Below are 24,635 nucleotides of genomic sequence, written 5' to 3'. Positions count from 1 at the left end.
CATGAGCAGTCCGCAGGCGGTGTTTGACACCCTCTACGCAGCCTTCGGGCCCCAGCACTGGTGGCCGGCCACCACCGACTACGAGATCATCACCGGGGCAGTACTCACCCAGAACACGGCGTGGCGCAATGTCGAACGCGCCCTGGCCAACCTGCGCGCACGGAACCTGCTGGCGCCGTCGGCGGTCATGTCGGTCAGCGAGGCCGAACTGGCCGATGCCCTGCGTCCGGCGGGGTACTACAACGTCAAGGCGGGGCGGCTGCGCAACGTGACGGCGGCCCTGATCGAGGACGGTGGTGTGGCGGGGTGGCGTGAGTGGTCAACGGCGGCGCTCCGCCGGCGCCTGCTCGGCGTGCGCGGCGTGGGCGCGGAGACGGCCGACTGCATCCTGCTGTACGTCCTGGGCCGTCCGGTGTTCGTCATCGATGCGTACACACGCCGTATCCTGACGCGCCTGGACCTGGTGCGTGACGATGCAACCTACGATGCCCTGGCGAAGTGGTTCCGTGAGGGCTTGCCGACGGATGCGCGCGTCTATAATGAGTACCATGCGCTTCTCGTCCGGTTGGGGAACGGCGTGTGCCGGCCGCGCCCGCGATGTCCCGAGTGCCCTCTGGCGGGTCTGTGTCCGACTGGCAGGCGCCATGAGGATGGGTATGTCGTTACCGGGCGACAGTAACCGGTCGCCCCGGGGTGCGTGTACTATCCAGCGATCGAGTGTGGCGCCCCCGGCGCGCGTGTTACGGGATCAAGGGGGCATGGTGTTCAGAGTGCAGGGCCCATGATCGAAAGTCTCAACAAAGTCATCGATTCCGAATTCCGGCTGGCGATCCTGGATACGGAGACGCCGGATCGCGTGATGGATGCGTTCAAACGACTGACCCTGACCACCGGGCGGGCGGTGTACGGCTGGTCTCCCAACGACGGCCTGTACCGCCTGGGCACGGAGCGCATTTTCATTCCCCATACCCGCCGCCTCGTCGACGCTCTTGCGTACGTCGCCGCCAGCCGGCATTACGGTATCTACCTGGTGCGCGATTTCCAGGATGGCCTGGAGAAGCCCAGCGTTCAGCGGGCTTTCAACCGCATTCTGGAGAAGGACGACGACGTCCGCCGCCTGGTTCTTCTGGTTGGTACCGATGTCGCCCTGCCCGACGGGCTGAAGGGGCAGTTCGCACGCATTCGGCACAGCCCCGGACGCGGCCGCTCCGACCAGGCGGGCGACAATCAGCCCTGATCGTTACCGCTCGACCGCCTCGCAGCGGACCGAGGGGCGTTCCCCCGGCTGGTAGTAGGGATGTTGCCGGCGCATGTCGGCGAGCTTGCGGTCGCGTTCCTCGGCGGTGGCGTACCAGCGATAGGCCTCCCAGTCCGGACCGAGCAGATGTTCGCCGCGGCGCGGATCGCCCTCCGGCAGGGTCAGGCGGATACCGTAGCGTTTTTCCGTGTTCTGTCTGTCACCACTCATGGCGTTGTCCTGTTACCGGTTTCAAGTCGTCGAATCGTCGTGAGCCAGGCTCAGCCGTGCGCCGTGGAGGGCGTCGCCCTCGGGGCCCAGCGGGTAGAGCAGCCTGGGGGCAACATCGGCGGGTTGCGCCAGGGCCTGCCAGTTCTCGCCCGGGAAACAGTAGCGCCGCAGCGACGTGTTGACCACGCCCGGGTCGATGCTCATGGTGCGCACCGAGCGCTTGGTGCCCAGCTCCGCTGCCAGCGTCTCCATCATGCCCTCCTGGGCAAACTTGGACACCCCGTAGGCGCCGCGGAACGCGCGGCCACGCCGGCCGGCCTGATCGCTGACGAACAGCACGCGGCCGCGGTCGGAACGCTGCACCAGCCCCAGCAGAGCCTGGTTGAGCAGAAACGGGGCATTCACGTTCACGTGGAGTACCCGCGCCCACAGTTCGTGGTCGTACTGGTGCATGGGTGATTGCTCACCGAGCATGGCGGCGTTGTGGATCAGCGCATCGAGACGCCCGAACTCCCGGTCGATGGTGGTGGCGAGCTCGAGGAATTCGGCCGGCCCGACACCCTCCAGGTTCATGGGATAGAGTGCGGGCTGCGGGGAGCCGGCGGCCTCGATGGCGTCGTACACCGCTTCCAGCTTGGGTAGATCCTTGTCCAGCAGAATGACCGTGGCGCCGCAACCGGCGGCTGCTTCCGCCAGGGCGCGGCCAATGCCGTCAGCGGCGCCGGTAATGAGCACGACGCGCTCCGCCAGGAGGTCGGCCGGTGGTGTGTAGTCCCGCGGGACGTGCACGTGAACGGGGGTGTCATGCTGGGTCATCAAGCTGCCTTTCTGCTGAGTCGCTGCTGTTGTCGGGCCGTCCGCCAGGCGATCCAGAGTCGCCGCAGCGGTGTCAGTTCAAAGCCCTGTTCCAGCAACGGAAAGTTGTCTTTCGCCATCTCCCGGAGCAGTGCCCGGTCCAGCGCCGCGAGGATGATACCACTGCGATGCACTGCGCGTTCAGCGTCCGGAAGATGGCTTTCGGCCTGGTCCAGGAACGCGTGAACGCGATCGGCCTGCTCCCGGAAAAGTGTCCGGGCGGCGGGTGGGGTTTCATGCCCCAGCAGATCCTCGCGGGAGACGCCCGCCTGTTCCAGCTCGTCCTCGGGAATGTAGACCCGTCCGGACTGGGCGTCGCGGCGCACGCTGAGCAGCCGGCGACGGAGGGTCAGCGCCATGCCAAGGTCGTGCGCGAAGTGTGCGCTGGCGGCGCTGCCCGTGCCCGCCACGGCAGTCAGAAGCCGGGCCAGTGAACCGCCGGTCCGGTGACAGTAGACCGTGAGTTCGCGAAAACCGGGATACCCGCCGTAGGCGAGATCCATGCCGGTGCCGTCGAGCATCTCCGTGAAGGCGTCGGCCGGCAGATCGTGACGGGCCACCGCCGGCGCCAGGGCCTGGCTTACCGGGTGGCGGGGCGTGCCATCGAACAGGCGTTGTACTTCATCACGCCACCACTGCAGCTTCACTTCGCCCACGCCCGGATCGGAGACTTCGTCGGGGATCTCGGTGACCTCGGCGTGGAACGCGTGCACGGCCACCAGCGCATCCCGCTGGTCATCCGGAGAGAAGCGCAGGGCGTAGTAGATGGCCGACCCGGGTGGGGCGACTTTCCGGTGACAGTAGCTGAGCGGCTCCATGGGACCTCGTCGACACCCGTGAGCGTTGGTGGCGGCTTGCGAACGGGGCGGTAGTGTAACGCGTCAGGCCGGCGCGTTGGGCGCGGGGTTAGTCGTGCTGGCCGTGTTCCGGAAGCGGGGTGGTGTCCGGCAGCCAGCGCAGCAGCTCGCCGGGATGGCCGATCAGGCCGTCGGCCCCCCAGCGGGTGGGTTCATCCTCGGCGCAGATATAGCCGAACAGCGCCACCAGCGTGCTGGTTCCCGCAAGACGGCCGGCGCTGACGTCGCGGAGGGCGTCGCCGACCACCACGGTCCGGTGCGGTGCGATGTCCAGCAGTTCACAGGCGTAGCTGATGGGGCGCGGGTCCGGTTTACGGCAGGCGACCGTGTCGCCGCTGACCACGCAGGCCGCCCGGTGCGACAGGTCCAGATCCTCCAGGAGCGGCTCCGTCAGCCAGCCGGGCTTGTTGGTCACCACCCCCCAGCGCAGCCCTGCGGCCTCGATCTGCTCCAGCAGCTCGGGAATGCCGGCAAACGGCCGTGTGAGCGAGCTCACGCGGCTGCGATAGAGCTGCAGAAAGCGCTGTCGCAACGGCTCCATGGCGGGGTCACGCGGATGCAGGTCGAAGCTGCGCGCAATCATCGCGGCGCTGCCGTGGGAGACCACCGGTGCATACAGGCCAGCGGCCAGGGCCGGGCGATCATTCTCCTGCAGCAGCGTATTGGCGGCAGCGATCAGGTCGGGGGCGGTATCCAGCAGGGTGCCGTCCAGGTCGAACAGGACCGTTTCGATGGCGGGGCGGCGGAGATGGCCCGCAGGCCGCAGACCTGGTGCCGGTTCGCGGTTGCCCCCCGGCTGGAGGCCAGGGCCGGCAGGAAGCGGGTCCGCCAGGCCCTGTGTGTTGCTGCTGTGTGCGTCGAGAGTCACGGTGTCAGTCGTCCCCCGGCCTGATGCAATGGGCCAGATAGTTCACGCCCACGTCACTGGTCAGCCGGTATTCACGGGTGACGGGGTTGTAGGTCAGGCCGGTGAGCTCGTCCAGCACCAGTGCCGCGTTGCGGCACCAGCCGGCAAGCTCCGACGGCCGGATGAATGCCCCGTGGTCGTGGGTGCCTTTCGGCAGCAGGCCGAGGACGTACTCGGCGCCGACGATGGCAAACAGCCAGGAGCGGGCGTTGCGGTTGAGCGTGGAGAAGAAAACGTGTCCCCCGGGGCGGACCAGCCGTGCGCAGGCGGCGACCACGGACGCCGGGTCGGGCACGTGCTCGAGCAGTTCCATGCAGGTAACGGCGTCAAAGGTGCCGGGGGCCTCGTCCGCGAGCTCCTCCACCGGGATGCAGCGGTAACTGACATCCGCGCCCGTCTCCAGCGCGTGGAGTTCCGCCACCGTGAGGGATTCCTGGCTGAGGTCGATGCCGGTGACCTGCGCGCCGCGTGCGGCCATGGCCTCGCTGAGAATGCCGCCGCCGCAGCCCACATCAAGCACCTGCGCGCCGCCGAGCTGCATGTGGCGCTCGATGACCGACAGACGTAGCGGGTTGATGGCGTGCAGTGGCTGGAACTCGCCGTCTTCGTCCCACCACCGGCTGGCAGCGTCGGAGAACTTGCGGACTTCCTGTTCGTTGACGTTCGCGGTCAGACCCATGACGACCCGTGGCACCTCGTAGCGTCGCGTTCCGGACTCGGGCGAACCGATCGGTCAGCTACCCATTATCATAAGCTGTTTGTCAGGCGTTGGGGAGTAGTTTATCGCGCCAGGCATGCAGACGGTTGAGAATGCGGTCACGGTCCAGGGTGAGCAGATCGCCGTGGTGCACGAGCTGCCGCCCGGCCACCCAGACATCGCTCACATGGTGGCGTCCGGCGCTGTAGACGAGCTGTGATACGGGATTGTAGACGGGTTGGCACTCCAGTGCGCCCAGGTCGACCGCGGTGATGTCGGCGGCCTTGCCGGCGGTCAGTGAGCCGGTGTGGCCATCGATGCCCAGCGCTCTTGCGCCGTTGATGGTGGCCATGGCCAGGGCGGTGTCCGCGTCCACGGCGGCCGCGTCGCCGGCGACGGCCTTGCCGATGAGCGCCGCGGAGCGCATCTCCCCGAACATGTCCAGGTCGTTGTTGCTGGCGACGCCGTCCGTGCCAAGGGCTACGTTGACCCCGGCATCCAGCAGCTGCTGGACGGGGCAGAAACCGCTGGCGAGTTTCATGTTGGCTTCCGGGCAGTGCAGGATGTGCGAGCCGGTGGCGGCGAGGCGTTCGATTTCCGTCTCGGTGACCTGGGTCATGTGGGCGGCGATGAAGCCGGGGGAGAGCAGGCCGCACGCTTCCAGCCGTGCCAGGGGGCGCTCGCCGGTGGTGGCGATGCTCTGGTTCACTTCGTCGGCGGTTTCGTGCACGTGGATGTGCACGGGGCAGTCCAGCTCGGCCGCCAGCGTTGCCACGTGCGTCAGCCGCTCTTCGCCGACGGTATAGGGGGCGTGGGGGGCGAATGCAGTGGTCACCAGCGGGTCGCCGCGCCAGGCGTCGTGCAGGGCCAGGCCTTTTTCGATGTATTCCTCGGGCTTGTCGGCGTAGGCGGTGGGAAAGTCGATGAGAATCATGCCGGCGGACAGCCGCATGCCGGCCTGGGTGGTGACCCGCGCAGTGACCTCCGGGAAGAAGTACATGTCATTGAAGCAGGTGACGCCGCCGGCGAGCATCTCGGCCACGGCGGCCTCGACGCCGTCCTGGCAGAATTCCGGGCTGACGTGGGCCTGCTCCGCGGGGAATATGTGCTCCTGTAGCCAGGTCATCAGCGGCAGATCGTCGGCGATGCCGCGCATGAGGTTCATGGCGGCGTGGGTATGGGCGTTGATCAGCCCGGGAATGACGGCGTGGCTGTCCAGCTCGCGGACGTGGTCGGCCTGGTAGGTCCGGTGCGCCTCGTCCGTTGGCAGCACGGCGACGATGCGGCCGTCACGGATGGCGACGCTGTGGTGGTCCAGCACCGTGCGTGCGGGCTCCACGGGAATGACCCAGCGGGCGTTGATGAGGGTGTCGATCTGTTCCATGGACGTCTCCCACATGGCTCCAGGCAGCTTCCGAGGCATGCATCATCACCTGTCCGCGCCTGTGCGACAATGGGTGGACAAAGTCCCGGTGCCGTCGAGGGCGCGCCGGGGGCGGTGATCCGGTCACGGACCGTCATCGGCCATGGATGGCCGATGACGAGCCTACAGGACGTACTCGCAGGCGTGTCCGTGACCGGATCACCGCCCCCGGCGTGGCCTCGCCACCCATTGGTCGATCACGGTCCGTGACCGGTTCACCCACCCGCACACGGACTCGGCGACCCCGAACGCAACCGCATGAGTGAGGTACGAGTAACCACATGACCCGTTTTGACACCATTCGCCCGGTGGTCTGGCAGGACGACCACCTGCAACTGCTGGATCAGCGCCTGCTGCCGGGTGAGACCCGGTGGCTCGCGTTCCACGACAGCGCCGCCGTGGCCGGCGCCATTCGCGACATGGTGGTGCGCGGTGCCCCGGCCATCGGCATCGCCGCCGCCTATGGTGCGGTGTTCGCCGCCCGCGAAGCCGTGGCGGCCGCGCCTGCCGACTGGCTGCCCCGGTTCGAGCAGGCCCTGGCCGTGCTGGGCGATGCCCGCCCCACGGCGGTGAACCTGCGCTGGGCGCTGGCGCGGCAGCGGCGACAGGTGGACGCCTCCACCGATGACCCCGCCACGGTGCTGCTGCGCGAAGCCCGGGCGATCCTCGACGAGGATCTGGCCGCCAACCACCGCATGGGCGAGCTGGGCGCCGGGCTCATGACCGAGCCGGGCGGCGTGCTCACGCACTGTAATACCGGGTCGCTGGCGACGGCCGGTTACGGCACGGCACTGGGGGTGATCCGCAGCGCCTGGGCGCAGCAGCGCATCACCCGGGTGTACGCCGACGAGACCCGGCCCTGGCTGCAGGGGGCGCGGCTGACGGCCTGGGAGTTGTTGCAGGACGGGATTCCCGTGACCCTGCTGGCGGATGCGGCTGCGCCGGCGCTGATGCGCAGCGGCGCCGTGCGCTGGGTGGTCGTGGGTGCCGACAGGGTCACGGCCAACGGTGACGTCGCCAACAAGATCGGCACCTATGCCCTGGCGCTGGCGGCCCGCCACCATGGCGTTGGTTTCATGGTGGTGGCGCCCACCTCCACGGTGGACATGGCACTGCCGAACGGCGATGCCATTGCCATCGAGACCCGCGACCCGGCCGAGGTGCTCGGCGTCCATGGTACACCGGTGGCGGCTGCCGGGGCGGATGCCTGGAATCCGGTGTTCGACGTCACGCCGGCACCGCTGGTGGACGCCCTGGTGACCGAGGCGGGGGTCATCCATCGGCCCGATACCGAGAGCATGCGGGCGGCGTTCCCTGTCGAGCGTGCCGCGCAGGCGATGCCCGGCGGGGCGTGATGGGGTACAGTAGCGGCCACTGCGAAACGGGGGCGCCAGGGGTATGACTGCAGCACTGATGGGTGTGGGCCTGTATGTGGACGCCGCGAACATCCAGATCAATGGCGGCTTCGGCATGCAGTACGACGTGCTGCGGGAATTCGCCTGCCGTGGCGGCGGTGAGCCGGTGCGCCTCAATGCCTACGTGACCTACGACGAGGAGCGCGCCGCGCGCGATCGGCAGTACGCCGTGCGCACCAACAACTTTTTCGCCTCGGTGCGCGATTACGGCTTCAAGGTCATCGTCAAGAACTACCGCTGGTATACGGACGACGAGGGCAACGCCTACGCCAAGGCCAACGCCGATCTGGACATGGCCGTGGACGCCCTGCTGCAGTCCAAGAGCCTGGGTCGGGTGCTGCTGGCCACCGGCGACGGGGATTTTGTCCAGGTGGTGCGGGCCCTGCAGAACGAAGGCTGCCGGGTCGAGGTGCTGGGATTCGACAATGTCTCCGCCGCGCTCCGGCGCGAAGCGGACGTCTACACCTCCGGCTACACGGTGCCCAACCTGCTGCCCGGCAGGGGCGGCGATGCCGACGCGGCCTGGGGTGAGGTCGGGTCCCGGGTCCGCGGCATCTGTTACCACCACAGCCGCGAGGGCTTCGGGTTCATGCGCTTTCTCGGCGAGATCTCCGACAATCTCTGGATCACCGACACCCGCAGCCCGCAGTCCCCCTACCGGTCCGCCTACTTTCGTGATGCCGATCTGCCCGACGGCGTGCGGCCCGCCGACCTGCCCAGCCACAACCGCGTGTTCGAGTTCGAGCTGCAGGCGTCCACGGTCAAGGAGGGCGGGCTGCAGGCCGCGAACATCCGCCAGGTCTCTGCCCAGGGCGCCCGCGTGGACAGCGGCCCCGGTGAGCGATGACGGCCAGCGGCCTGCTGATCGCGGTGCTGATCCTGGGCGGCGTGGCGCTGGCCTGGAGCGCGCTCATGGGCGCACAGGAGCAGGCCCGCCGCGCTGCGGCCCGGCGCTGCCGCGATCTCGGCCTGCAGTTCCTCGACGAGAGCCTGGTGCGCGTGCGTACCCGGCCCGGTCGCAGCCGCAGTGGCCGCCTGGGTCTGGTGCACTGGTACCGGTTCGAGTTCTCCGCCGACGGCAGCCGCCGTCATGGCGGTATGGTCACGGTTGCCGGCCGCGCCGTGAGAGCGATTGAAATGGAGCCGTGGCCGGAGCCCGGTTCAGCGGAGGAGGGCGGGTGATGCAGACAGTGAGGACATGCGTGCGGCGGGCGATGGTGATGGCTGCCGCGTTGATCATGGGTATGGCGACGGCGGCCGCCGTCGCCGACGAGAGTGAACGGGAGGGCGAGCAGGATATGGTGATCTTCAAGACCAACTACGGGGACATTACGCTGGAACTCTACCCCGAGGATGCCCCGGTGACGGTGGAGAACTTCCTCCAGTACGTGGACGACGGCTTCTACGACGGCACGATCTTCCACCGGGTGATCCCGGGGTTCGTGATCCAGGGCGGCGGGCTGGACGAGGACATGCAGCGCCTCGAGACCCGCGCCCCCATCGAGAACGAGGCGGACAACGGGCTGAAGAACGAACGCGGCATGCTCTCCATGGCGCGCACCCAGGACGTCAACAGTGCCACGTCGCAGTTCTTCATCAATCTGGCGGACAACGCATTCCTGGATCACGGCGTGCGTGATTTCGGCTATGCCGTGTTCGCCCGCGTGGTGGATGGCATGGACGTGGTGGACCGCATCGCCGAAGTCCCCACCGGCCGCCAGGCCGGGCAGGCGGACGTGCCCAGCGAGACGATCAAGGTCGAGGAAGCGCGTCGCAAGTAACCGCCGCCGCGCCGCTCCTGCCGGCGGCGTGCGTCGTCGGCAGGAGCCAATGCCGGAGCCCTTCCGGTTGTGATATGATTCACGTTTTTCCCGGGCGAATCGCCAGCCGCCGCCGCAAACGCCGGTGGCGCGGGCAGGTGTGTTGTCGATGGCAGGTCTCCGGCCCGCCGTCGACCACCGGCTGACAGGAATCGGGCCAGCGTCACTGGCCTGATGGGGACACCACGACAACCAGCCGAGAGCGTCGATGGCCAACGTCGCGAAAGAAATACTGCCGGTCAATCTGGAAGACGAAATGAGGCAGTCCTACCTCGATTACGCCATGAGCGTGATCGTGGGACGGGCCCTTCCGGATGTCAGAGATGGTCTCAAGCCCGTGCACCGGCGTGTGCTCTACGCCATGCGCGTGCTGGGGAACGACTGGAACCGCTCCTACAAGAAGTCCGCCCGCGTGGTGGGTGACGTCATCGGTAAGTATCACCCCCACGGTGATTCGGCGGTGTACGACACCATCGTGCGCATGGCGCAGTCGTTTTCCATGCGCTACATGCTGGTGGACGGGCAGGGTAACTTCGGCTCCGTCGACGGTGACGCCGCCGCGGCCATGCGTTACACCGAAGTGCGCATGGCGCGCATCGCCCACGAACTGCTGGCGGACATCGACAAGGAAACCGTCGACCTCATCGACAACTACGACGGCTCCGAGCAGGAGCCGGCGGTGCTGCCGGCGCGCTTCCCGAACCTGCTGGTCAACGGCGGCTCGGGCATTGCCGTGGGCATGGCCACCAACATCCCGCCGCACAACCTCGGCGAGGTGGTGGATGCCTGTGTTGCGCTGATCGACGACGATGACCTGACCGTTGACGACCTGCTGGAACTGGTGCCGGGGCCGGACCTGCCCACCGGCGGCATCATCAACGGCGTCAGCGGTATCCAGGAGGCGTACCGCACCGGCCGCGGCCGGCTGATCATGCGCGCGCGCACCGAGATCGAGGAAGACCAGAAAAACGGCAAGCAGACCATCATCGTCAAGGAGCTGCCCTACCAGGTCAACAAGGCGCGGCTGCTCGAGAAGATCGCCGAGCTGGTCAAGGACAAGCGCATCGACGGCATTACCGAGCTGCGTGACGAGTCCGACAAGGACGGCATGCGTATGGTCATCGAGCTGCGCCGCGGCGAGGTGGCCGAGGTGGTGCTGAACAACCTGTTCCAGCAGACCCAGCTGCAGACCGTGTTCGGCATCAACATGGTCGCCCTGGTGGATGGCCAGCCGCGGCTGCTGAACCTGCGCGAGATTCTCGACGCCTTCCTGCGGCACCGCCGCGAAGTGGTCACCCGCCGCACCATGTACGAGCTGCGCAAGGCGCGCGAGCGGGCGCACGTGCTGGAAGGCCTGGCGGTGGCGCTTGCCAACATCGATCCGGTGATCGAGCTGATCAAGGCGTCGCCGGGGCCGGCCGAGGCCCGGGAAGGGCTCATGTCCCGGCTGTGGCAGCCGGGCCTGGTCACGGACATGCTCGAGCGGGCCGGCGCGGAGGCCTCGCGGCCGGACGGCCTGGGTGCGGAGTTCGGCATGGGCGAGGGCGGCTACCGCCTCACCGAGACCCAGGCCCAGGCCATCCTCGACCTGCGCCTGCACCGGCTGACCGGTCTGGAGCAGGACAAGATCCTGGACGAGTACCGCGAGCTGCTGGACCGCATCGCCGATCTCATTCTGATCCTCGACAGCACCGAGCGCCTCATGGAAGTGATCCGCGAGGAGCTGGTGGCGGTCAAGGAGCAGTTCGGCGATGCCCGCAAGTCGGAGATCGTGCGGGATCATATCGACCTCACCATGGAGGACCTCATCACCCCGGAAGACGTGGTGGTGACACTCTCCCATCACGGCTACGCCAAGTATCAGGCGCTGGACACCTACCGCGCCCAGCGGCGCGGCGGCCGGGGCAAGAGCGCCACGGCCATGAAGGACGAGGACTTCGTCGATCAGCTGTTCGTGGCCAACACCCACGACACCCTGCTGTGCTTCTCCAGCCACGGCAAGTGCTACTGGCTGAAGGTCTACGAGCTGCCCCAGGGCAGCCGCAACTCCCGTGGCAAGCCCATCGTCAATCTGCTGCCGCTGGAGTCCGACGAGCGCATCAACGCCGTGCTGCCGGTGCAGGCGTTCACCGAGGACCAGTTCATCTTCATGGCCACCCGCAGCGGGACCGTGAAGAAGACGCCGCTGACCCACTTCTCCCGGCCGCGCTCCAACGGCATCATTGCCCTGGACCTGCGCGGCGACGACTACCTCGTCAACGTCGGCATCACCGACGGCGAGCGGGACATCATGCTGCTCAGCAGCGCTGGCAAGGCGATCCGCTTCTCGGAGAGCGAGGTCCGTGCCATGGGCCGCACGGCGGCCGGGGTGCGCGGCATGCGCCTGGAAGAGGGGCAGCACGTCATCGCCCTGCTCATCCTGGGCGAGGGCGACATTCTCACCGCCACCGAGAACGGCTACGGCAAGCGCACGCCCCTGGACGACTACCCGCTGCGCGGCCGGGGTGGCATGGGTGTGATCTCCATCCGCACCGGGGATCGTAACGGCGACGTGGTCGGTGCCACCCAGGTGGTGGATGGCGACCAGATCATGCTGATCACCCGCCGCGGCACCCTGGTGCGCACCGCCGTGGACGAGATCTCCGTGCTCAGCCGCAACACCCAGGGCGTCAAACTGATCAGCCTGGATGCCGACGAGAGCCTTGTGGGGCTGGAGCGCATCGAGGCGCTGGACGAGGACGACGCCGGCGACGGGAGCGATGATGACGCCCCCGGTGCGCCCGGCGACGACGACGCCTGACCCGCCGCGGGTCAGGCCGTCGCCCCGTCAACGATTTCTTATCGGAACCAAGGGGAGACATGAATATGTCCCGAGTGTACAACTTCAGCGCAGGTCCGGCCGTGCTGCCGGAAGCCGTGCTCGAGCGAGCCGCCAGCGAGATGCTCGACTGGCAGGGCTCCGGCATGGGCGTCATGGAGATGAGCCATCGCGGCAAGGAGTTCGTCTCCATTGCCGCCGAGGCGGAAAAGGATCTCCGTGACCTGCTGAGCATCCCGGACAACTACAAGGTGCTGTTCCTCCAGGGGGGCGCGACGGGGCAGTTCGCCGCCATCCCCATGAATCTGCTGCGTGGCGGCGACCGGGCGGACTACATCAACACCGGTTCCTGGTCCGAGAAGGCCATCAAGGAGGCGAAGAAGTACTGCCAGGTCAACGTCGCCTGGGGTGCCGACGAAAAGACCCCCATGCACATCGGCGCGCAGTCCGAGTGGCAGCTCGATCCGAAGGCGTCCTACGTGCACTTCACCCCCAACGAGACCATCTCCGGCGTGGAGTTCCACTGGGTGCCGGACACCGGTGATGTGCCCCTGGTGGCAGACATGTCCTCCACCATCCTGTCCCGGCCCGTCGACGTGTCGAAGTACGGGCTGATCTATGCCGGCGCGCAGAAGAACATCGGCCCGGCCGGGCTGACCATCGTCATCGTGCGCGAGGACCTGATCGGCGACGTGCTGCCGGAGACCCCCTCGGTCTGGGATTACAAGGTGCAGGCGGATGCCGATTCCATGTCCAACACGCCGCCCACCTACGGCTGGTACCTGGCCGGCCTGGTGTTCAAGTGGCTGAAGGAGCAGGGCGGTCTCGAAGCCATGGCCACGGTCAACAAGCGCAAGGCGGACAAGCTGTACGCGGAGATCGACAACAACCCGTTCTACAGCAACCCGGTGGATCCAGCCTGCCGGTCGTGGATGAACGTGCCATTCGTGCTCGCCGACGACAGCCTCAACGACGCCTTCCTCAAGGAGGCCGCAGCGGCGGGCCTGAGCACGCTCAAGGGGCACCGCAGCGTCGGCGGGATGCGCGCCAGCATCTACAACGCCATGCCGGAAGCGGGTGTCGACCGGCTCATCGAGTTCATGCAGGACTTCGCGCGCCGCAACGGGTAAAGCCCGTTGCCGCGTCTGCGCGTTTCCGATCAAAGACAGGAGTAACCATGTACAAGATCCAGACACTGAACAATATCTCCGCCAAGGGCCTCGACCGCCTGCCCCGTGACAGCTACGAGACCGGCACCGAGATCTCCGCGCCGGATGCCATTCTGCTGCGCTCCTACAAGATGCACGACATGCAGGTGCCCGACTCCGTGCTGGCTGTGGGCCGTGCCGGCGCCGGGGTGAACAACATCCCGGTGGATGCCATGAGCGACCAGGGCATTCCGGTGTTCAACACCCCTGGTGCCAACGCCAACGCCGTGAAGGAGCTGGTGCTCGCCGGCATGTTCCTGGCGGCCCGCAACATCTGCCAGGCGTGGGACTACACCCGCAACCTGGACGGGGACGACGCCAGCCTGAGCAAGGAAGTGGAAGCGGGCAAGAAGCACTACCGCGGCTTCGAACTGCCGGGCCGTACCCTGGGCGTGATCGGCCTCGGCGCCATCGGCGTCAAGGTCGCCAACGCCGCCCGGGCACTGGGCATGAACGTGGTGGGCTTCGACCCGGGTATTACCGTGAGCAGCGCCTGGGCGCTGGAAGCCGGTGTGCGTCAGGCCCACAGCGTCGATGAGCTGGTGGGCCGCAGTGATTTCATCACCATCCACGTGCCGTACAACGAGCACACCGCCAACCTGATCAATGCCGACCGGGTGGCGATGCTGCACAAGGGCGGCGCCGTGCTGAACTTCTCCCGTGCCGGCATCGTGGATGACCAGGCCGTGGTGGACGCCATCGACAGTGGTCACCTCACGGCCTACATCAATGACTTCCCCACCAACCTCACCAAGAACCACCCCAAGTGCATCACATTGCCGCACCTGGGCGCCTCGACCACGGAAGCCGAGGACAACTGCGCCATCATGGTGGCCGATCAGGTCCGCGATTACCTGGAGAACGGCAACATCCACAACTCCGTGAACTTCCCGGAAGTGAACATGCCGCGGGCGGAGAACTGCGAGCGCATGACCGTGGTGAACGCCAACGTGCCCAACATGCTGGGCCAGATCTCCACCACCCTGGCGGATGCCGGACTGAACATCGATGATATGTATAACAAGTCCCGCGGGGACCTGGCGTACACGGTCGTCGACGTTGCCGGCAGCATCCCGCGCGAGGTCGCTGAAGTGGTTCGCGGTATCAAGGGCGTGCTGAAAGTGCGCGTCCTCGACTGACGTCGTGGAGTGGGCGGCATGACAGACCGGAAACACCTCGCCGATGTGCGGGCGCGTATCGATGCAGTGGACCAGCAGGTCCTGGAGCTGGTCAACGAGCGCGGCCGCCTGGCCCAGGAGGTCGCCCGCATCAAGCGTGAGCATGGCGAGCAGGGTGATTTCTACCGGCCGGAACGGGAGCAGGAGGTGTTGCGGCGCATCGAGTCGCTGAACACCGGCCCGCTCTCCGACGAGGTGGTGACCCGGCTGTTCCGGGAAGTCATGTCCGCCTGTCTGGCGCTGCAGGAACCCCTGAAAGTGGGGTTCCTGGGCCCGGAAGGGACGTTCACCCAGGCGGCCGCCCTGAAGCAGTTCGGCCATGGTGTGCAACTCCAGCCACTGACCACCATTGACGCGATCTTCCGCGAAGTGGAAGCCGGGGACATGCACTACGGTGTCGTGCCGGTGGAGAACTCCACGGAGGGCGTGGTCAACCATACCCTGGACTGCTTTCTCACCTCGCCCCTGCAGGTGGTGGGTGAAGTGGAGTTGCGGATTCAGCAGAACCTCGCCAGTCGCGAGACGGAGCTGCAGGCGATCCGGCGGGTGTACTCCCACCAGCAGGGCCTCGCGCAGTGTCGTGGCTGGCTGGATTCACGCCTCCCCGGGGTGGAGCGGGTGCCCGTCGACAGTACCGGCGAAGCGGCTCGCCTGGCGGCCATGGAGGAGGGCGCCGCCGCCGTTGCCAGCGACGCCGCCATCGACATGTACGGCCTGGGAGCGCTGGCCGAGGGGATCGAGGACATCTCCGGCAACACCACGCGCTTCCTGGTGATCGGCCGCCAGTCACCACCGCCCACGGGCGACGACAAGACGTCACTGGTGGTCTCCCGCTCGGACCGGCCGGGCGGGCTGGTCAGCCTGCTGGAGCCCCTCGCCCGCCACGACATCAACATGACACGGCTGGATGCCCGGCCATCCCGGCAGGGCGTCTGGGAATACGCCTTCTTCATCGACCTGCTGGGGCACGCCGACGATGCGCAGGTCAGCGCGGCGCTGGCGGAAATGCGCGAGCAGGCGTCGCTGCTGCGCGTGCTCGGCTCCTACCCCCGCGCTGCACGATAGCCCCCGGAGAGCGAACCATGAGCGAGCTGCGATCCGCCTTCCATCAACTGGCCGTGCCCGGGGTACAGACGCTGCACCCCTACGAGCCGGGCAAACCCATGGACGAGCTGCAGCGCGAGTACGGCCTGACCGACATCATCAAGCTGGCTTCCAACGAAAACCCCCGCGGTCCGGGGGAGAAGGCGCTTGCTGCCGCCCGCGAGGCCATGGCGGATGCCCACCGCTACCCGGACGGCAACGGCTTCCGCCTCAAGCAGGCGCTGGCAACGCACCATGGCGTGGCGCCCGAGACCATTACCCTCGGCAACGGCTCCAATGACGTCCTGGCGCTGGTGGCGTCCACGTTTCTGGGGCCGGGGCGGGAGGCGGTGTTCTCCGAGCACGCCTTCGCCGTGTACCCGATCGTGACCAGTGCCGCCGGCGCGACGGCAAGTGTGGCGCCGGCGCTGGGCAGCGACTCCGGCATGCCCTTCGGACACGACCTGGACGCCATGCGTGCGCGTGTGACCGACGCCACGCGGGTGGTCTTCGTGGCCAACCCCAACAACCCCACCGGTACGTGGCTGGGCCGGCGCGAACTCAAGGCGTTCGTGCAATCCCTCCCGGATCACGTGATCGTCGTTATCGACGAGGCCTACTGCGAATACAGCGATTCGCCGCAGCAGCCGGATGCAACGGAATGGCTGAGCGCGTTTCCGAACCTGGTGGTGACGCGGACCTTCTCCAAGGTTCACGGTCTTGCCGGTTTCCGGGTGGGGTACAGCATTGCCCACCCGGCGGTGGCGGAGCTGTTCAACCGCGTGCGTCAGCCGTTCAACGTCAGCACCAGCGCCCAGGCGGCGGCCGAGGCGGCGCTGGCGGATACCGACTATGTCCGGGAGTCGGTGGCCATGAACAACGAGCAGCGGGAGTGGCTGCGCGGCGAGCTGGAACAGCTTGGCCTGGATGTGCTGCCCTCGGCGGCGAACTTCCTCTGTGTCCGGGTCGGCGACGCCGGTGCCGTGTACGAGGGTCTGCTGCGGGCGGGGGTTATCGTGCGCCCGGTGGCGGGTTACGGCCTGCCGGAGTGGATCCGGGTGACCGTCGGTCTCCCGGACGAGAACCGTCGGTTTCTTGATGCCCTGACGGGCCTGGTGGGTCGCCGGGCATGAGCACGGTCGGGCCCGTGAAGCGGCTGGCCCTGATCGGGGTCGGCCTGATCGGCGGGTCGTGGGTGCTGGGGCTCCGCCGGGCCGGTCTGGTGAGCACCGTCGTGGGGTGCGGGCGCTCCATGGCCAATCTCGACACGGCCCGTGAGCGGGGCATCATCGACGACGCCACCACCGACCCCCGGGAAGCCGTGCGCGGTGCCGACCTGGTGGTGGTGGCCGTGCCCCTGGGGGCCGTGGGCCCGGTGCTGGCGACCGTGCGGGACGACCTTGCGCCGGATGCGGTGATTACCGACGTGGGCAGCGCCAAGGCCAGCGTCCTGGCGGACGCCGCCGAGGCGCTGGGCGAACACAGTGCCCGATTCGTGCCGGGGCATCCCATCGCAGGCAACGAGAAGAGCGGCGCCGCCGCCGCGTTCCCGGAGCTGTTTGACAACCGCCGCGTCATCCTGACTCCGGAGGACAGCACGGATACCGTCGCCGTGGAACGGGTGGCCGGGCTCTGGGAAGCGGTGGGGGCGAGCGTTGCCCGCATGAGCGCCGCCCATCACGATGATGTGCTCGCGGCCACGTCGCACCTGCCACACATGCTGGCCTATTCTCTGGTGGATACCCTGTCGCGCTGGTCCGATCGTGACGAGGTCTTTGCCTATGCCGCCGGCGGGTTCCGGGATTTCACCCGCATCGCGTCCAGCGACCCGGAGATGTGGCGGGATATCTGCCTGGCCAACCGCGACGCGCTGGTGGTTGCCATGGATCGTTACATGGCGGATCTCTCGGAACTGCGCGAGCAGGTGCGCGCCGGGGATGCCGCCGCAATCGAGAATCTGTTCCGGCATGCGCGCGAGACCCGCGAACGGTTCATGGCGACGCTGGAATCCTGAGAGGACGTTCGTTGACTGATCACAACAGCAATCCCGTTTTTCACGTCCGGCCCGGGGGGGCGCTGAGCGGCCGCTTCCGGGTGCCCGGGGACAAGTCCATGTCCCATCGGGCGGTGATGCTGGGCGCCCTGGCCGAGGGTGATACCCGGGTCGAAGGCTTCCTGGAGGGGGCGGATGCGCTGGCGACGCTGGCCACGTTCCGGCAGCTCGGCGTGCGCATTGAGGGACCGCGCCACGGTGCCCTGCGCATCCGCGGTGTCGGCCTGCACGGGCTCAGCGCCGCCGACGGCCCCCTGGATCTCGGCAACTCCGGGACGTCCATGCGCCTGCTGGCCGGGTTGCTTGCGGGGCAGTCGTTCGACAGCACGCTCACCGGCGATGACTCCCTGCGTCGCCGGCCCATGGGCCGGGTGACCGACCCGCTGGCGGACATGGGTGCCGCGATCGAGACCGCGCCGGGCGGCACTGCGCCGCTGTTGGTTCGTGGTGGCCGGCCCCTGCAGGGCATCACCTACCAGATGCCCGTGGCCAGCGCCCAGGTGAAATCCGCTCTGCTGCTGGCCGGGCTCTACGCCGAGGGCGAGACGTGGGTGCACGAGCCAGCACCCACCCGCGATCACACCGAGCGCATGCTGACGGGCTTCGGCTATCCCGTGCGGCGGGACGGAGCCTGGTCCGGCGTGACCGGAGGCGGGCGCCTGCAGGCCTGCGATATCGACGTCCCGGCGGACATCTCCTCGGCGGCGTTCTTTCTCGTCGGGGCGAGCATCGCCGAGGGCAGTGATCTCGTCCTGGAGCACGTGGGCGTCAACCCGACGCGCACGGGCGTGCTGGACATACTCGATCTCATGGGCGCCGATATCGAGCTCCGCCACCCGCGTGAAGTGGGCGGCGAGCCCGTGGCGGACGTCCACGTGCGTGCCCGCCCGCTGCACGGCATCACCATTCCCGAGCGGCTGGTGCCGCTGGCCATCGACGAGTTCCCCGCCATCTTCATCGCCGCCGCCTGTGCCAACGGCACCACCGTGCTGACGGGCGCCGAGGAGCTGCGGGTCAAGGAGAGCGACCGGATCGCCGTCATGGCCGATGGCCTCACGGCCCTGGGCATTCAGGTGGAGCCGCGCGCGGACGGTATCGTCATCCACGGTGGCACCCTCACGGGCGGCACCGTGGACAGCCACGGCGACCACCGGATCGCCATGGCGTTCGCCATGGCCGCCCTGCGCAGCAGCGATACCGTCACCATCCGCGACTGCCGCAACGTGGACACGTCGTTCCCCGGGTTCGCCGATCTGTCACGGGAGGCCGGGCTCGGACTGGACGTGGAACACCACGCCCCGGAGGCCCCATGACACCGATGGACGCGCCCGTGCTTGCCGTGGACGGCCCCGGCGGATCCGGCAAGGGGACGGTGTGCCGCGCGGTCACCGAAGCCATGGGCTGGCACCTGCTGGACAGTGGCGCCATCTACCGGGCGCTGGCGGTTGCCGCTGGCAGGCGTGGCCTGGATGTATCGGACACCGCCGCGCTGGTGGATCTGGCCCACGGGCTCGATGTGGTGTTCGAGCCGCAGCCGGACGGCACGATTCGCGTGCTCGTGGACGGTGACGACGTCTCCGTGCAGTTGCGCAGCGAGCAGACCGGTGACCTCGCCTCGCGGGTGGCGGCCGTACCCGCGGCGCGGGATGCACTGCTCGCTCGCCAGCGCGCATTCCGCAAGCCGCCCGGCCTGGTGGCCGACGGTCGCGACATGGGCACCGTGGTGTTTCCGGACGCGACGCTCAAGATCTTTCTGACGGCGAGCGCCGAGGAACGGGCACTCCGTCGCCATAACCAGTTGAAGGAACAGGGGGTTGATGTTAGCCTCGCGGATCTTTTGGACGAGATCGCCGTGCGCGACGAGCGTGACCGCAACCGTGCGGTGGCGCCGCTGGTGCCGGCGGCTGATGCCGAGGAGCTCGATACCACGGGGCTGTCAGTGGATGCCGTGGTGGAGAGGGTACTCAAGCTGCTGCAAAAACAGCTATCATAAAGGATTAACTCGGGTGGTCAGAGGCGCGGATGCGTCGCTGACCGTTTAAATGTACGTAACGTAACCACAGACGTCATCACGTTGTTGACGTTCTAGGATTGGCTGACCAATGAGCGAGAGCTTTGCCGAACTGTTTGAAGAGAGCCTGGCACAAACCGATATGCGCCCTGGCGCCATCGTCACCGGGAAGGTGGTGGCGATCCGCGGTGACCACGTGGTGGTCAATGCCGGCCTGAAGTCGGAAGCCGTGATTCCCGCCAACGAGTTCTTCGGGGAATCGGGCCAGATTGAAGTGGGTGTGGGTGACGACGTGGAAGTCGCCCTGGACGCGGTGGAAGACGGTTTCGGGGAGACCCGGCTGTCCCGCGAGAAGGCCAAGCGGGCCCACGCCTGGAAGCACCTGGAGACTGCCTACGAGAACGGTGACACCGTCAACGGCATCATCAGCGGCAAGGTCAAGGGCGGTTTCACCGTCGACCTCAAGCACATCCGCGCCTTCCTCCCCGGCTCTCTGGTGGATATCCGCCCGGTGCGCGATACCACCTACCTGGAAGGCCGCGAGCTCGAGTTCAAGGTCATCAAGCTGGACGAGCGCCGCAACAACGTCGTGGTTTCGCGCCGCGCGGTGGTCGAGGAAGAGTACAGCGCCGAGCGGGAAGCCCTGCTGGAGCGCCTGCAGGAAGGTCAGCAGCTCAAGGGCATCGTCAAGAACCTCACCGACTACGGCGCCTTCGTGGACCTGGGCGGCATCGACGGCCTGCTGCATATCACCGACATGGCCTGGCGCCGCGTCAAGCACCCCTCGGAAGTGGTCGAAGTCGGCCAGGAAATCGAGGTCAAGGTGCTCAAGTTCGATCGTGAGCGCAACCGTGTCTCCCTGGGCCTCAAACAGCTGGGCGAGGACCCGTGGGAAAACATCGCCAACCGCTACCCGGAGAGCACCCGCGTGGTGGGCCGTGTCACCAACATCACCGACTACGGCTGCTTCGTGGAGATCGAAGAGGGCGTGGAAGGCCTGGTGCACGTCTCCGAGATGGACTGGACCAACAAGAACGTCAATCCCGGCAAGCTGGTTGCCGTGGGTGACGAGGTCGAGGTCATGGTGCTGGACATCGACGGCGAGCGTCGCCGCATCTCCCTGGGCATGAAACAGTGCCAGGCGAACCCGTGGGAGCTGTTTGCGGCCACCCACAACAAGGGCGATCGCGTGAACGGCCAGATCAAGTCCATCACCGACTTCGGCATCTTCGTTGGCCTGGAAGGCGGCATCGACGGCCTGGTGCACCTCTCGGACCTCTCCTGGGACGAAGCCGGCGAAGATGCCGTGCGGCACTTCAAGAAGGGCGACGAAGTGGAAGCCGTGGTGCTGTCCGTGGATGCGGACCGCGAGCGGATCTCCCTGGGCATCAAGCAGATGGAAGACGATCCCTTCTCCGCCTGGATGGCCGATAACCCGAAGGGCAACATGGTCAAGGGCACCGCGAAGGAAGTGGATGCCAAGGGCGTGGTCGTGGACCTCGGCGATGGCATCGAAGGCTACCTGCGTGCGTCGGACATCGCCCGCGAGCGTGTCGACGATGCCCGCAGCCACTTCAAGGAAGGCGACGAAGTGCAGGCCAAGTTCATCGGCGTCGACCGCAAGAACCGCTCCATCAGCCTGTCCATCAAGGCCAAGGACGTTCAGGAAGAAGCCAAGGCCGTGCAGGACTACGCCAAGGGCGGTGCCGGTGCCGGCACGACCACGCTTGGCGACCTGCTCAAGGAGCAGATGGACAGCGGTAATCAGGACGACTGATTACCGGTCGACCCAGGTCGTGCGGGGTCGTGGCCAAGCCTCGACCCCGCTCTCACCGCATCCGTTTCATCCGCCCGGGCTGCTGGCAGGCGTTGCCTGATTACGGCGCCCGGAAATTGGACGGAATCGTCTGGACATAACAATGACGAAATCCGAGCTCATCGAAGTCATCGCATCCAAGCAGCAGCATCTCGCTTACCGGGATGTGGAAGTGTCGGTCAAGACGCTTCTGGAACACATGAGCGAGGCGCTTTCCTCCGGTCATCGTATCGAGATCCGCGGGTTCGGTAGTTTCTCACTGCACCACCGTCCGCCGCGCATTGGTCGTAACCCCAAGACCGGGGACCCAGTTGCCCTGCCAGCGAAGTATGTGCCACATTTCAAGCCGGGGAAGGAGCTCCGCCAGCGGGTCAACGGCGATTGAACATCAGCCGAGGCCTCTCCCCGGAGCGTAAACAATGGCGTCGTGGCGCGCGCTCGAAACACGGGAGTAAACCGGTATGCGTCGGTTGATCGGATTCGTTGCCATCCTGATCGTGATCCTGTTCGGGCTGAGTTTTGCGCTGCTGAACGCCGACAGCGTGGACGTGGATTACTACTTCGGAAGCGTTCCCATGCCGCTGTCCCTGGCGCTGGTCGTTTCCCTGATTATTGGTGCCGTCATTGGCGTGCTCACCACGCTCGGGATGATCCTCGGAAAGCAGCGCGAGGTGCATCGGCTTCGTCGGCGTGTCAAGGATACGGAGAAGGAACTGAACGAGCTGCGCCGGTTGCCGCTGAAAGATAGTCACTGAGATGGTGGAACTGTTCTGGCTACTCCTGCCGGTGGCGGCCTTTTCCGGCTGGTTCATCGCGAGACGTGGCCAGAGCGGGGGAGCGCGTTCGGGCCGGGCGGAGCCGCTACGGGGTGACTATTTTCAGGGCCTGAACTATCTGCTCAACGAGCAGCAGGACAAGGCCATCGAAGTCTTCACCCGCATGGTGGAGGTGGACTCGGACACGGTCGAAACCCACCTGGCGCTCGGCAACCTGTTTCGTCGTCGTGGTGAAGTCGATCGCGCCATCCGCATCCATCAGAATCTCATCGCCCGCCCCTCACTCAACCGCGAACAACGGACCCAGGCCCTGCTGGAACTGGGCGAGGACTACCTGCGCGCCGGTCTCCTGGACCGTGCGGAGAACCTGTTCCAGGAGGTGGTGGAAACGGGGAGTTTCGTCCCCCAGGCGCTGCAACACCTGCTGGATATCTACCAGCAGGAGAAGGAGTGGGATAACGCGATTCTCGTGGCCGCCCGCCTGGAGGTCAACAGCGAGCAGGGCATGGCACCCCGGGTGGCCCAGTTCTACTGTGAACAGGTGGACCGGGCGTGGCGCGACGGGGAGATCAACCGTGCCCGGAATCTCATCAAACGGGCGTTGACCGCCGACCCCGGCTGCGTGCGTGCCAGCATTCAGCAGGGCGACATCGAGCGCAGCGTGGGCAACTACAAGCAGGCGCTGAAGTGCTACCAGCGCGTCCGTGATCAGGATCGCGACTACCTGCCGGAAGTGCTCGTGGGGCTGCACGAGTGTTACACCCAGCTCGGCCGCCCCGATGGTTACCGGGCCTTCCTGGAGGATGTCTCCCGGGATTACCGGGGTGCGTCCGTCATCCTTGCCCTGGCGGAGCGCATCCGTCAGGACAACGGTGAGGGCGCTGCGGCGCAGTATCTGATCGAGCAGCTGCGCGCGCGCCCGTCCGTGCGTGGGCTGAACCGCCTGATCGAGCTCAATCTCGCGCGCACGGAGCAGACAGACGGCGCGGATCTGGAAGTGCTCCGGGAGCTCTTCCACGCGCTGTTGCGTGACAAGCCCGGCTACTCCTGCCGCAACTGCGGTTTCAGTGCGCGCACCCTGCACTGGCAGTGTCCCAGTTGCCGCAAGTGGGCGACCATCAAACCCATACAGGGCGTGGAAGGGGAATAGGCGTGGCAGGTGAACAGCCGTGGATCGTGGTTGCGCTGGACGTGGACAGCGCGGAGCGTGCCGAGGCCCTGGCGGCCCGGCTCGACCCGGCACTGTGCCGCCTGAAGGTGGGAAAGGAGCTGTTCACCCGTGCCGGCCCGGGCCTGGTGGAGCGCCTGCAGGCGCGGGGGTTCAGTGTCTTCCTGGACCTCAAGTTCCACGATATTCCCAACACCGTGGCCGGAGCGTGCCGCGCCGCGGCCGATCTCGGCGTCTGGATGGTCAATGTGCACGCGCTGGGCGGTGTGCGGATGATGGAGGCGGCGCGGGAAGCGGTCAGCCGCTCCGGTCAGCAGAACACGCTGCTGATCGGCGTGACGGTGTTGACCAGCCATGACGCCGGGGATATCGCGGCGGTCGGTCTCGGCGACGCGCCGGATGCGCTGGTCGAACGGCTGGCGGGGCTCGCCCTGGGTGCCGGGCTGGACGGGCTGGTGTGCTCGGCGCGGGAAGCGCCGCGGTTGCGTGCGCTGCACGGCAACGCACCGGTGCTGGTAACGCCTGGCATCCGACCCGCGGACGCCGTTGCGGATGATCAGCGCCGGATCGTGACGCCAGCGCAGGCGCGGGCGGACGGAGCCGATTATCTCGTGGTGGGGCGGCCCATTACCGCTGCGGCGGACCCCGGCGCGGCGCTCGAGGGCATCGCCGCCGAGCTTCAGCAGGGGCCGTCCGGCGCTTGAACTACTGTTGCCGGCGGGCTAATCTTGACCCGCTTCCATTGACGCGAAGCCGCGAACACTGACGTTCGTGCCTCGATAACAAAAGGAGTTGATCATGTCGAAATCCAGGCGTGCTGTCCGTTTTGCCCCCGCTGTGGCCATGCTGTTCGCAGCCTCCGCGTTTGCCGGCCCCGTGGACCTCAATACCGCGGATGCCGAAACGCTGGCGGCTGAGCTGGATGGGGTGGGGGAGTCCCGCGCGGCGGCCATCGTGGAATACCGCGAGGCCAACGGCGGGTTTGACAGCGTCGACGCGCTCACCAATGTCCAGGGCGTCGGCGCAGCAACGCTGGAGAGTAACCGCGAGCGCCTGACCGTGGACGTGGACTGACCACGCCC

The 24,635-nt window shown here is 67.1% G+C and carries 26 protein-coding genes; 20 read left to right on the top strand and 6 right to left on the bottom strand.

Annotated elements, in window-relative coordinates:
• The first annotated feature begins 1 nt into the window (after position 1).
• Together BMZ02_RS06055 and BMZ02_RS06050 are read left to right on the top strand one after the other, a co-directional pair.
• On the top strand, positions 2–679 hold the full coding sequence (locus BMZ02_RS06055; RefSeq protein WP_091640902.1) for an endonuclease III domain-containing protein: 678 nt from the start codon (positions 2–4) through the stop codon (positions 677–679).
• A 102-nt stretch (positions 680–781) separates the two neighbouring features.
• The gene (locus BMZ02_RS06050) at positions 782–1,237 is read left to right on the top strand and encodes a hypothetical protein (protein WP_091640899.1); all 456 of its coding nucleotides are present in this window, start codon (positions 782–784) and stop codon (positions 1,235–1,237) included.
• Between the two features lie 3 nt (positions 1,238–1,240).
• Here the strand turns inward: BMZ02_RS06050 and BMZ02_RS06045 are convergent, their stop codons facing one another.
• The 6 genes from BMZ02_RS06045 to BMZ02_RS06020 form a co-directional block, all read right to left on the bottom strand.
• Positions 1,241–1,468, bottom strand: coding sequence for a hypothetical protein (locus BMZ02_RS06045; RefSeq protein ID WP_091640897.1), 228 nt, complete (start codon positions 1,466–1,468; stop codon positions 1,241–1,243).
• Positions 1,469–1,489: 21 nt separating this feature from the next.
• Positions 1,490–2,284, bottom strand: coding sequence for an SDR family NAD(P)-dependent oxidoreductase (locus BMZ02_RS06040; RefSeq protein ID WP_091640894.1), 795 nt, complete (start codon positions 2,282–2,284; stop codon positions 1,490–1,492).
• Positions 2,284–3,141 (bottom strand): squalene/phytoene synthase family protein, encoded by an 858-nt coding sequence (locus BMZ02_RS06035; protein ID WP_091640892.1) that lies wholly within the window; start codon positions 3,139–3,141, stop codon positions 2,284–2,286. Before BMZ02_RS06035 ends, BMZ02_RS06040 begins: the two co-directional genes overlap by 1 nt.
• 88 nt (positions 3,142–3,229) lie before the next feature.
• Complete coding sequence (locus BMZ02_RS06030) at positions 3,230–4,048, bottom strand: HAD-IA family hydrolase (protein WP_245753959.1); 819 nt, start codon at positions 4,046–4,048, stop codon at positions 3,230–3,232.
• Between the two features lie 4 nt (positions 4,049–4,052).
• The gene (ubiG, locus tag BMZ02_RS06025) at positions 4,053–4,766 is read right to left on the bottom strand and encodes a bifunctional 2-polyprenyl-6-hydroxyphenol methylase/3-demethylubiquinol 3-O-methyltransferase UbiG (RefSeq protein ID WP_091640890.1); all 714 of its coding nucleotides are present in this window, start codon (positions 4,764–4,766) and stop codon (positions 4,053–4,055) included.
• A gap of 82 nt (positions 4,767–4,848) precedes the next feature.
• The gene (locus BMZ02_RS06020) at positions 4,849–6,168 is read right to left on the bottom strand and encodes a TRZ/ATZ family hydrolase (RefSeq protein WP_091641859.1); all 1,320 of its coding nucleotides are present in this window, start codon (positions 6,166–6,168) and stop codon (positions 4,849–4,851) included.
• A gap of 320 nt (positions 6,169–6,488) precedes the next feature.
• Here BMZ02_RS06020 and mtnA point away from each other — a divergent pair, with 320 nt between their 5' ends.
• The 18 genes from mtnA to BMZ02_RS05930 all read left to right on the top strand — a co-directional run bounded on the left by mtnA (position 6,489) and on the right by BMZ02_RS05930 (position 24,627).
• Positions 6,489–7,562: an S-methyl-5-thioribose-1-phosphate isomerase gene (gene mtnA, locus BMZ02_RS06015; protein ID WP_091640887.1), complete on the top strand. Its 1,074-nt coding sequence runs from the start codon at positions 6,489–6,491 to the stop codon at positions 7,560–7,562.
• 43 nt (positions 7,563–7,605) lie between these two features.
• A complete protein-coding gene (locus BMZ02_RS06010; RefSeq protein ID WP_091640884.1) occupies positions 7,606–8,469 on the top strand; it encodes a LabA-like NYN domain-containing protein in 864 nt (287 codons plus the stop codon).
• Entirely contained in the window at positions 8,466–8,804 is a 339-nt protein-coding gene (locus tag BMZ02_RS06005; protein WP_091640881.1) for a DUF3301 domain-containing protein, read from the top strand. Before BMZ02_RS06010 ends, BMZ02_RS06005 begins: the two co-directional genes overlap by 4 nt.
• Positions 8,804–9,403, top strand: coding sequence for a peptidylprolyl isomerase (locus tag BMZ02_RS06000; protein ID WP_216110721.1), 600 nt, complete (start codon positions 8,804–8,806; stop codon positions 9,401–9,403). The genes BMZ02_RS06005 and BMZ02_RS06000 overlap by 1 nt, the downstream gene beginning before the upstream one ends.
• 247 nt (positions 9,404–9,650) lie before the next feature.
• Positions 9,651–12,242, top strand: a complete 2,592-nt coding sequence (gene gyrA, locus BMZ02_RS05995; RefSeq protein WP_091640878.1) for a DNA gyrase subunit A — start codon at positions 9,651–9,653, stop codon at positions 12,240–12,242.
• Between the two features lie 65 nt (positions 12,243–12,307).
• Positions 12,308–13,390, top strand: a complete 1,083-nt coding sequence (serC, locus tag BMZ02_RS05990) for a 3-phosphoserine/phosphohydroxythreonine transaminase (RefSeq protein ID WP_091640876.1) — start codon at positions 12,308–12,310, stop codon at positions 13,388–13,390.
• 47 nt (positions 13,391–13,437) lie between these two features.
• Positions 13,438–14,607 carry a phosphoglycerate dehydrogenase gene (locus BMZ02_RS05985; RefSeq protein WP_091640873.1) on the top strand — a complete coding sequence of 390 codons (1,170 nt, stop codon included), beginning with the start codon at positions 13,438–13,440 and terminating at the stop codon, positions 14,605–14,607.
• An 18-nt stretch (positions 14,608–14,625) separates the two neighbouring features.
• On the top strand, positions 14,626–15,711 hold the full coding sequence (gene pheA / locus BMZ02_RS05980; protein WP_091640871.1) for a prephenate dehydratase: 1,086 nt from the start codon (positions 14,626–14,628) through the stop codon (positions 15,709–15,711).
• 17 nt (positions 15,712–15,728) lie between these two features.
• On the top strand, positions 15,729–16,862 hold the full coding sequence (gene hisC, locus BMZ02_RS05975; RefSeq protein ID WP_091640868.1) for a histidinol-phosphate transaminase: 1,134 nt from the start codon (positions 15,729–15,731) through the stop codon (positions 16,860–16,862).
• Positions 16,859–17,743, top strand: coding sequence for a prephenate dehydrogenase (locus tag BMZ02_RS05970; RefSeq protein WP_091640866.1), 885 nt, complete (start codon positions 16,859–16,861; stop codon positions 17,741–17,743). Before hisC ends, BMZ02_RS05970 begins: the two co-directional genes overlap by 4 nt.
• A gap of 11 nt (positions 17,744–17,754) precedes the next feature.
• Positions 17,755–19,095, top strand: a complete 1,341-nt coding sequence (gene aroA / locus BMZ02_RS05965; protein WP_091640863.1) for a 3-phosphoshikimate 1-carboxyvinyltransferase — start codon at positions 17,755–17,757, stop codon at positions 19,093–19,095.
• Positions 19,092–19,775 (top strand): (d)CMP kinase, encoded by a 684-nt coding sequence (gene cmk / locus BMZ02_RS05960; RefSeq protein ID WP_091640860.1) that lies wholly within the window; start codon positions 19,092–19,094, stop codon positions 19,773–19,775. Before aroA ends, cmk begins: the two co-directional genes overlap by 4 nt.
• A gap of 109 nt (positions 19,776–19,884) precedes the next feature.
• A complete protein-coding gene (rpsA, locus tag BMZ02_RS05955; RefSeq protein WP_091640857.1) occupies positions 19,885–21,570 on the top strand; it encodes a 30S ribosomal protein S1 in 1,686 nt (561 codons plus the stop codon).
• Positions 21,571–21,712: 142 nt separating this feature from the next.
• The gene (locus BMZ02_RS05950; RefSeq protein WP_091640852.1) at positions 21,713–21,994 is read left to right on the top strand and encodes an integration host factor subunit beta; all 282 of its coding nucleotides are present in this window, start codon (positions 21,713–21,715) and stop codon (positions 21,992–21,994) included.
• 76 nt (positions 21,995–22,070) lie between these two features.
• Positions 22,071–22,364: a LapA family protein gene (locus tag BMZ02_RS05945; RefSeq protein WP_091640849.1), complete on the top strand. Its 294-nt coding sequence runs from the start codon at positions 22,071–22,073 to the stop codon at positions 22,362–22,364.
• A gap of 1 nt (position 22,365) precedes the next feature.
• On the top strand, positions 22,366–23,535 hold the full coding sequence (gene lapB, locus BMZ02_RS05940) for a lipopolysaccharide assembly protein LapB (RefSeq protein ID WP_091640846.1): 1,170 nt from the start codon (positions 22,366–22,368) through the stop codon (positions 23,533–23,535).
• Positions 23,532–24,257: an orotidine-5'-phosphate decarboxylase gene (gene pyrF, locus BMZ02_RS05935; protein WP_425425070.1), complete on the top strand. Its 726-nt coding sequence runs from the start codon at positions 23,532–23,534 to the stop codon at positions 24,255–24,257. Before lapB ends, pyrF begins: the two co-directional genes overlap by 4 nt.
• Before the next feature lie 94 nt (positions 24,258–24,351).
• Positions 24,352–24,627: a ComEA family DNA-binding protein gene (locus tag BMZ02_RS05930; RefSeq protein ID WP_091640836.1), complete on the top strand. Its 276-nt coding sequence runs from the start codon at positions 24,352–24,354 to the stop codon at positions 24,625–24,627.
• The last annotated feature ends 8 nt before the right edge of the window (positions 24,628–24,635 follow it).

The organism is Aquisalimonas asiatica, from assembly GCF_900110585.1.
GTDB lineage: Bacteria > Pseudomonadota > Gammaproteobacteria > Nitrococcales > Aquisalimonadaceae > Aquisalimonas > Aquisalimonas asiatica.
This window is presented reverse-complemented; position numbering and strand designations above follow the sequence as displayed.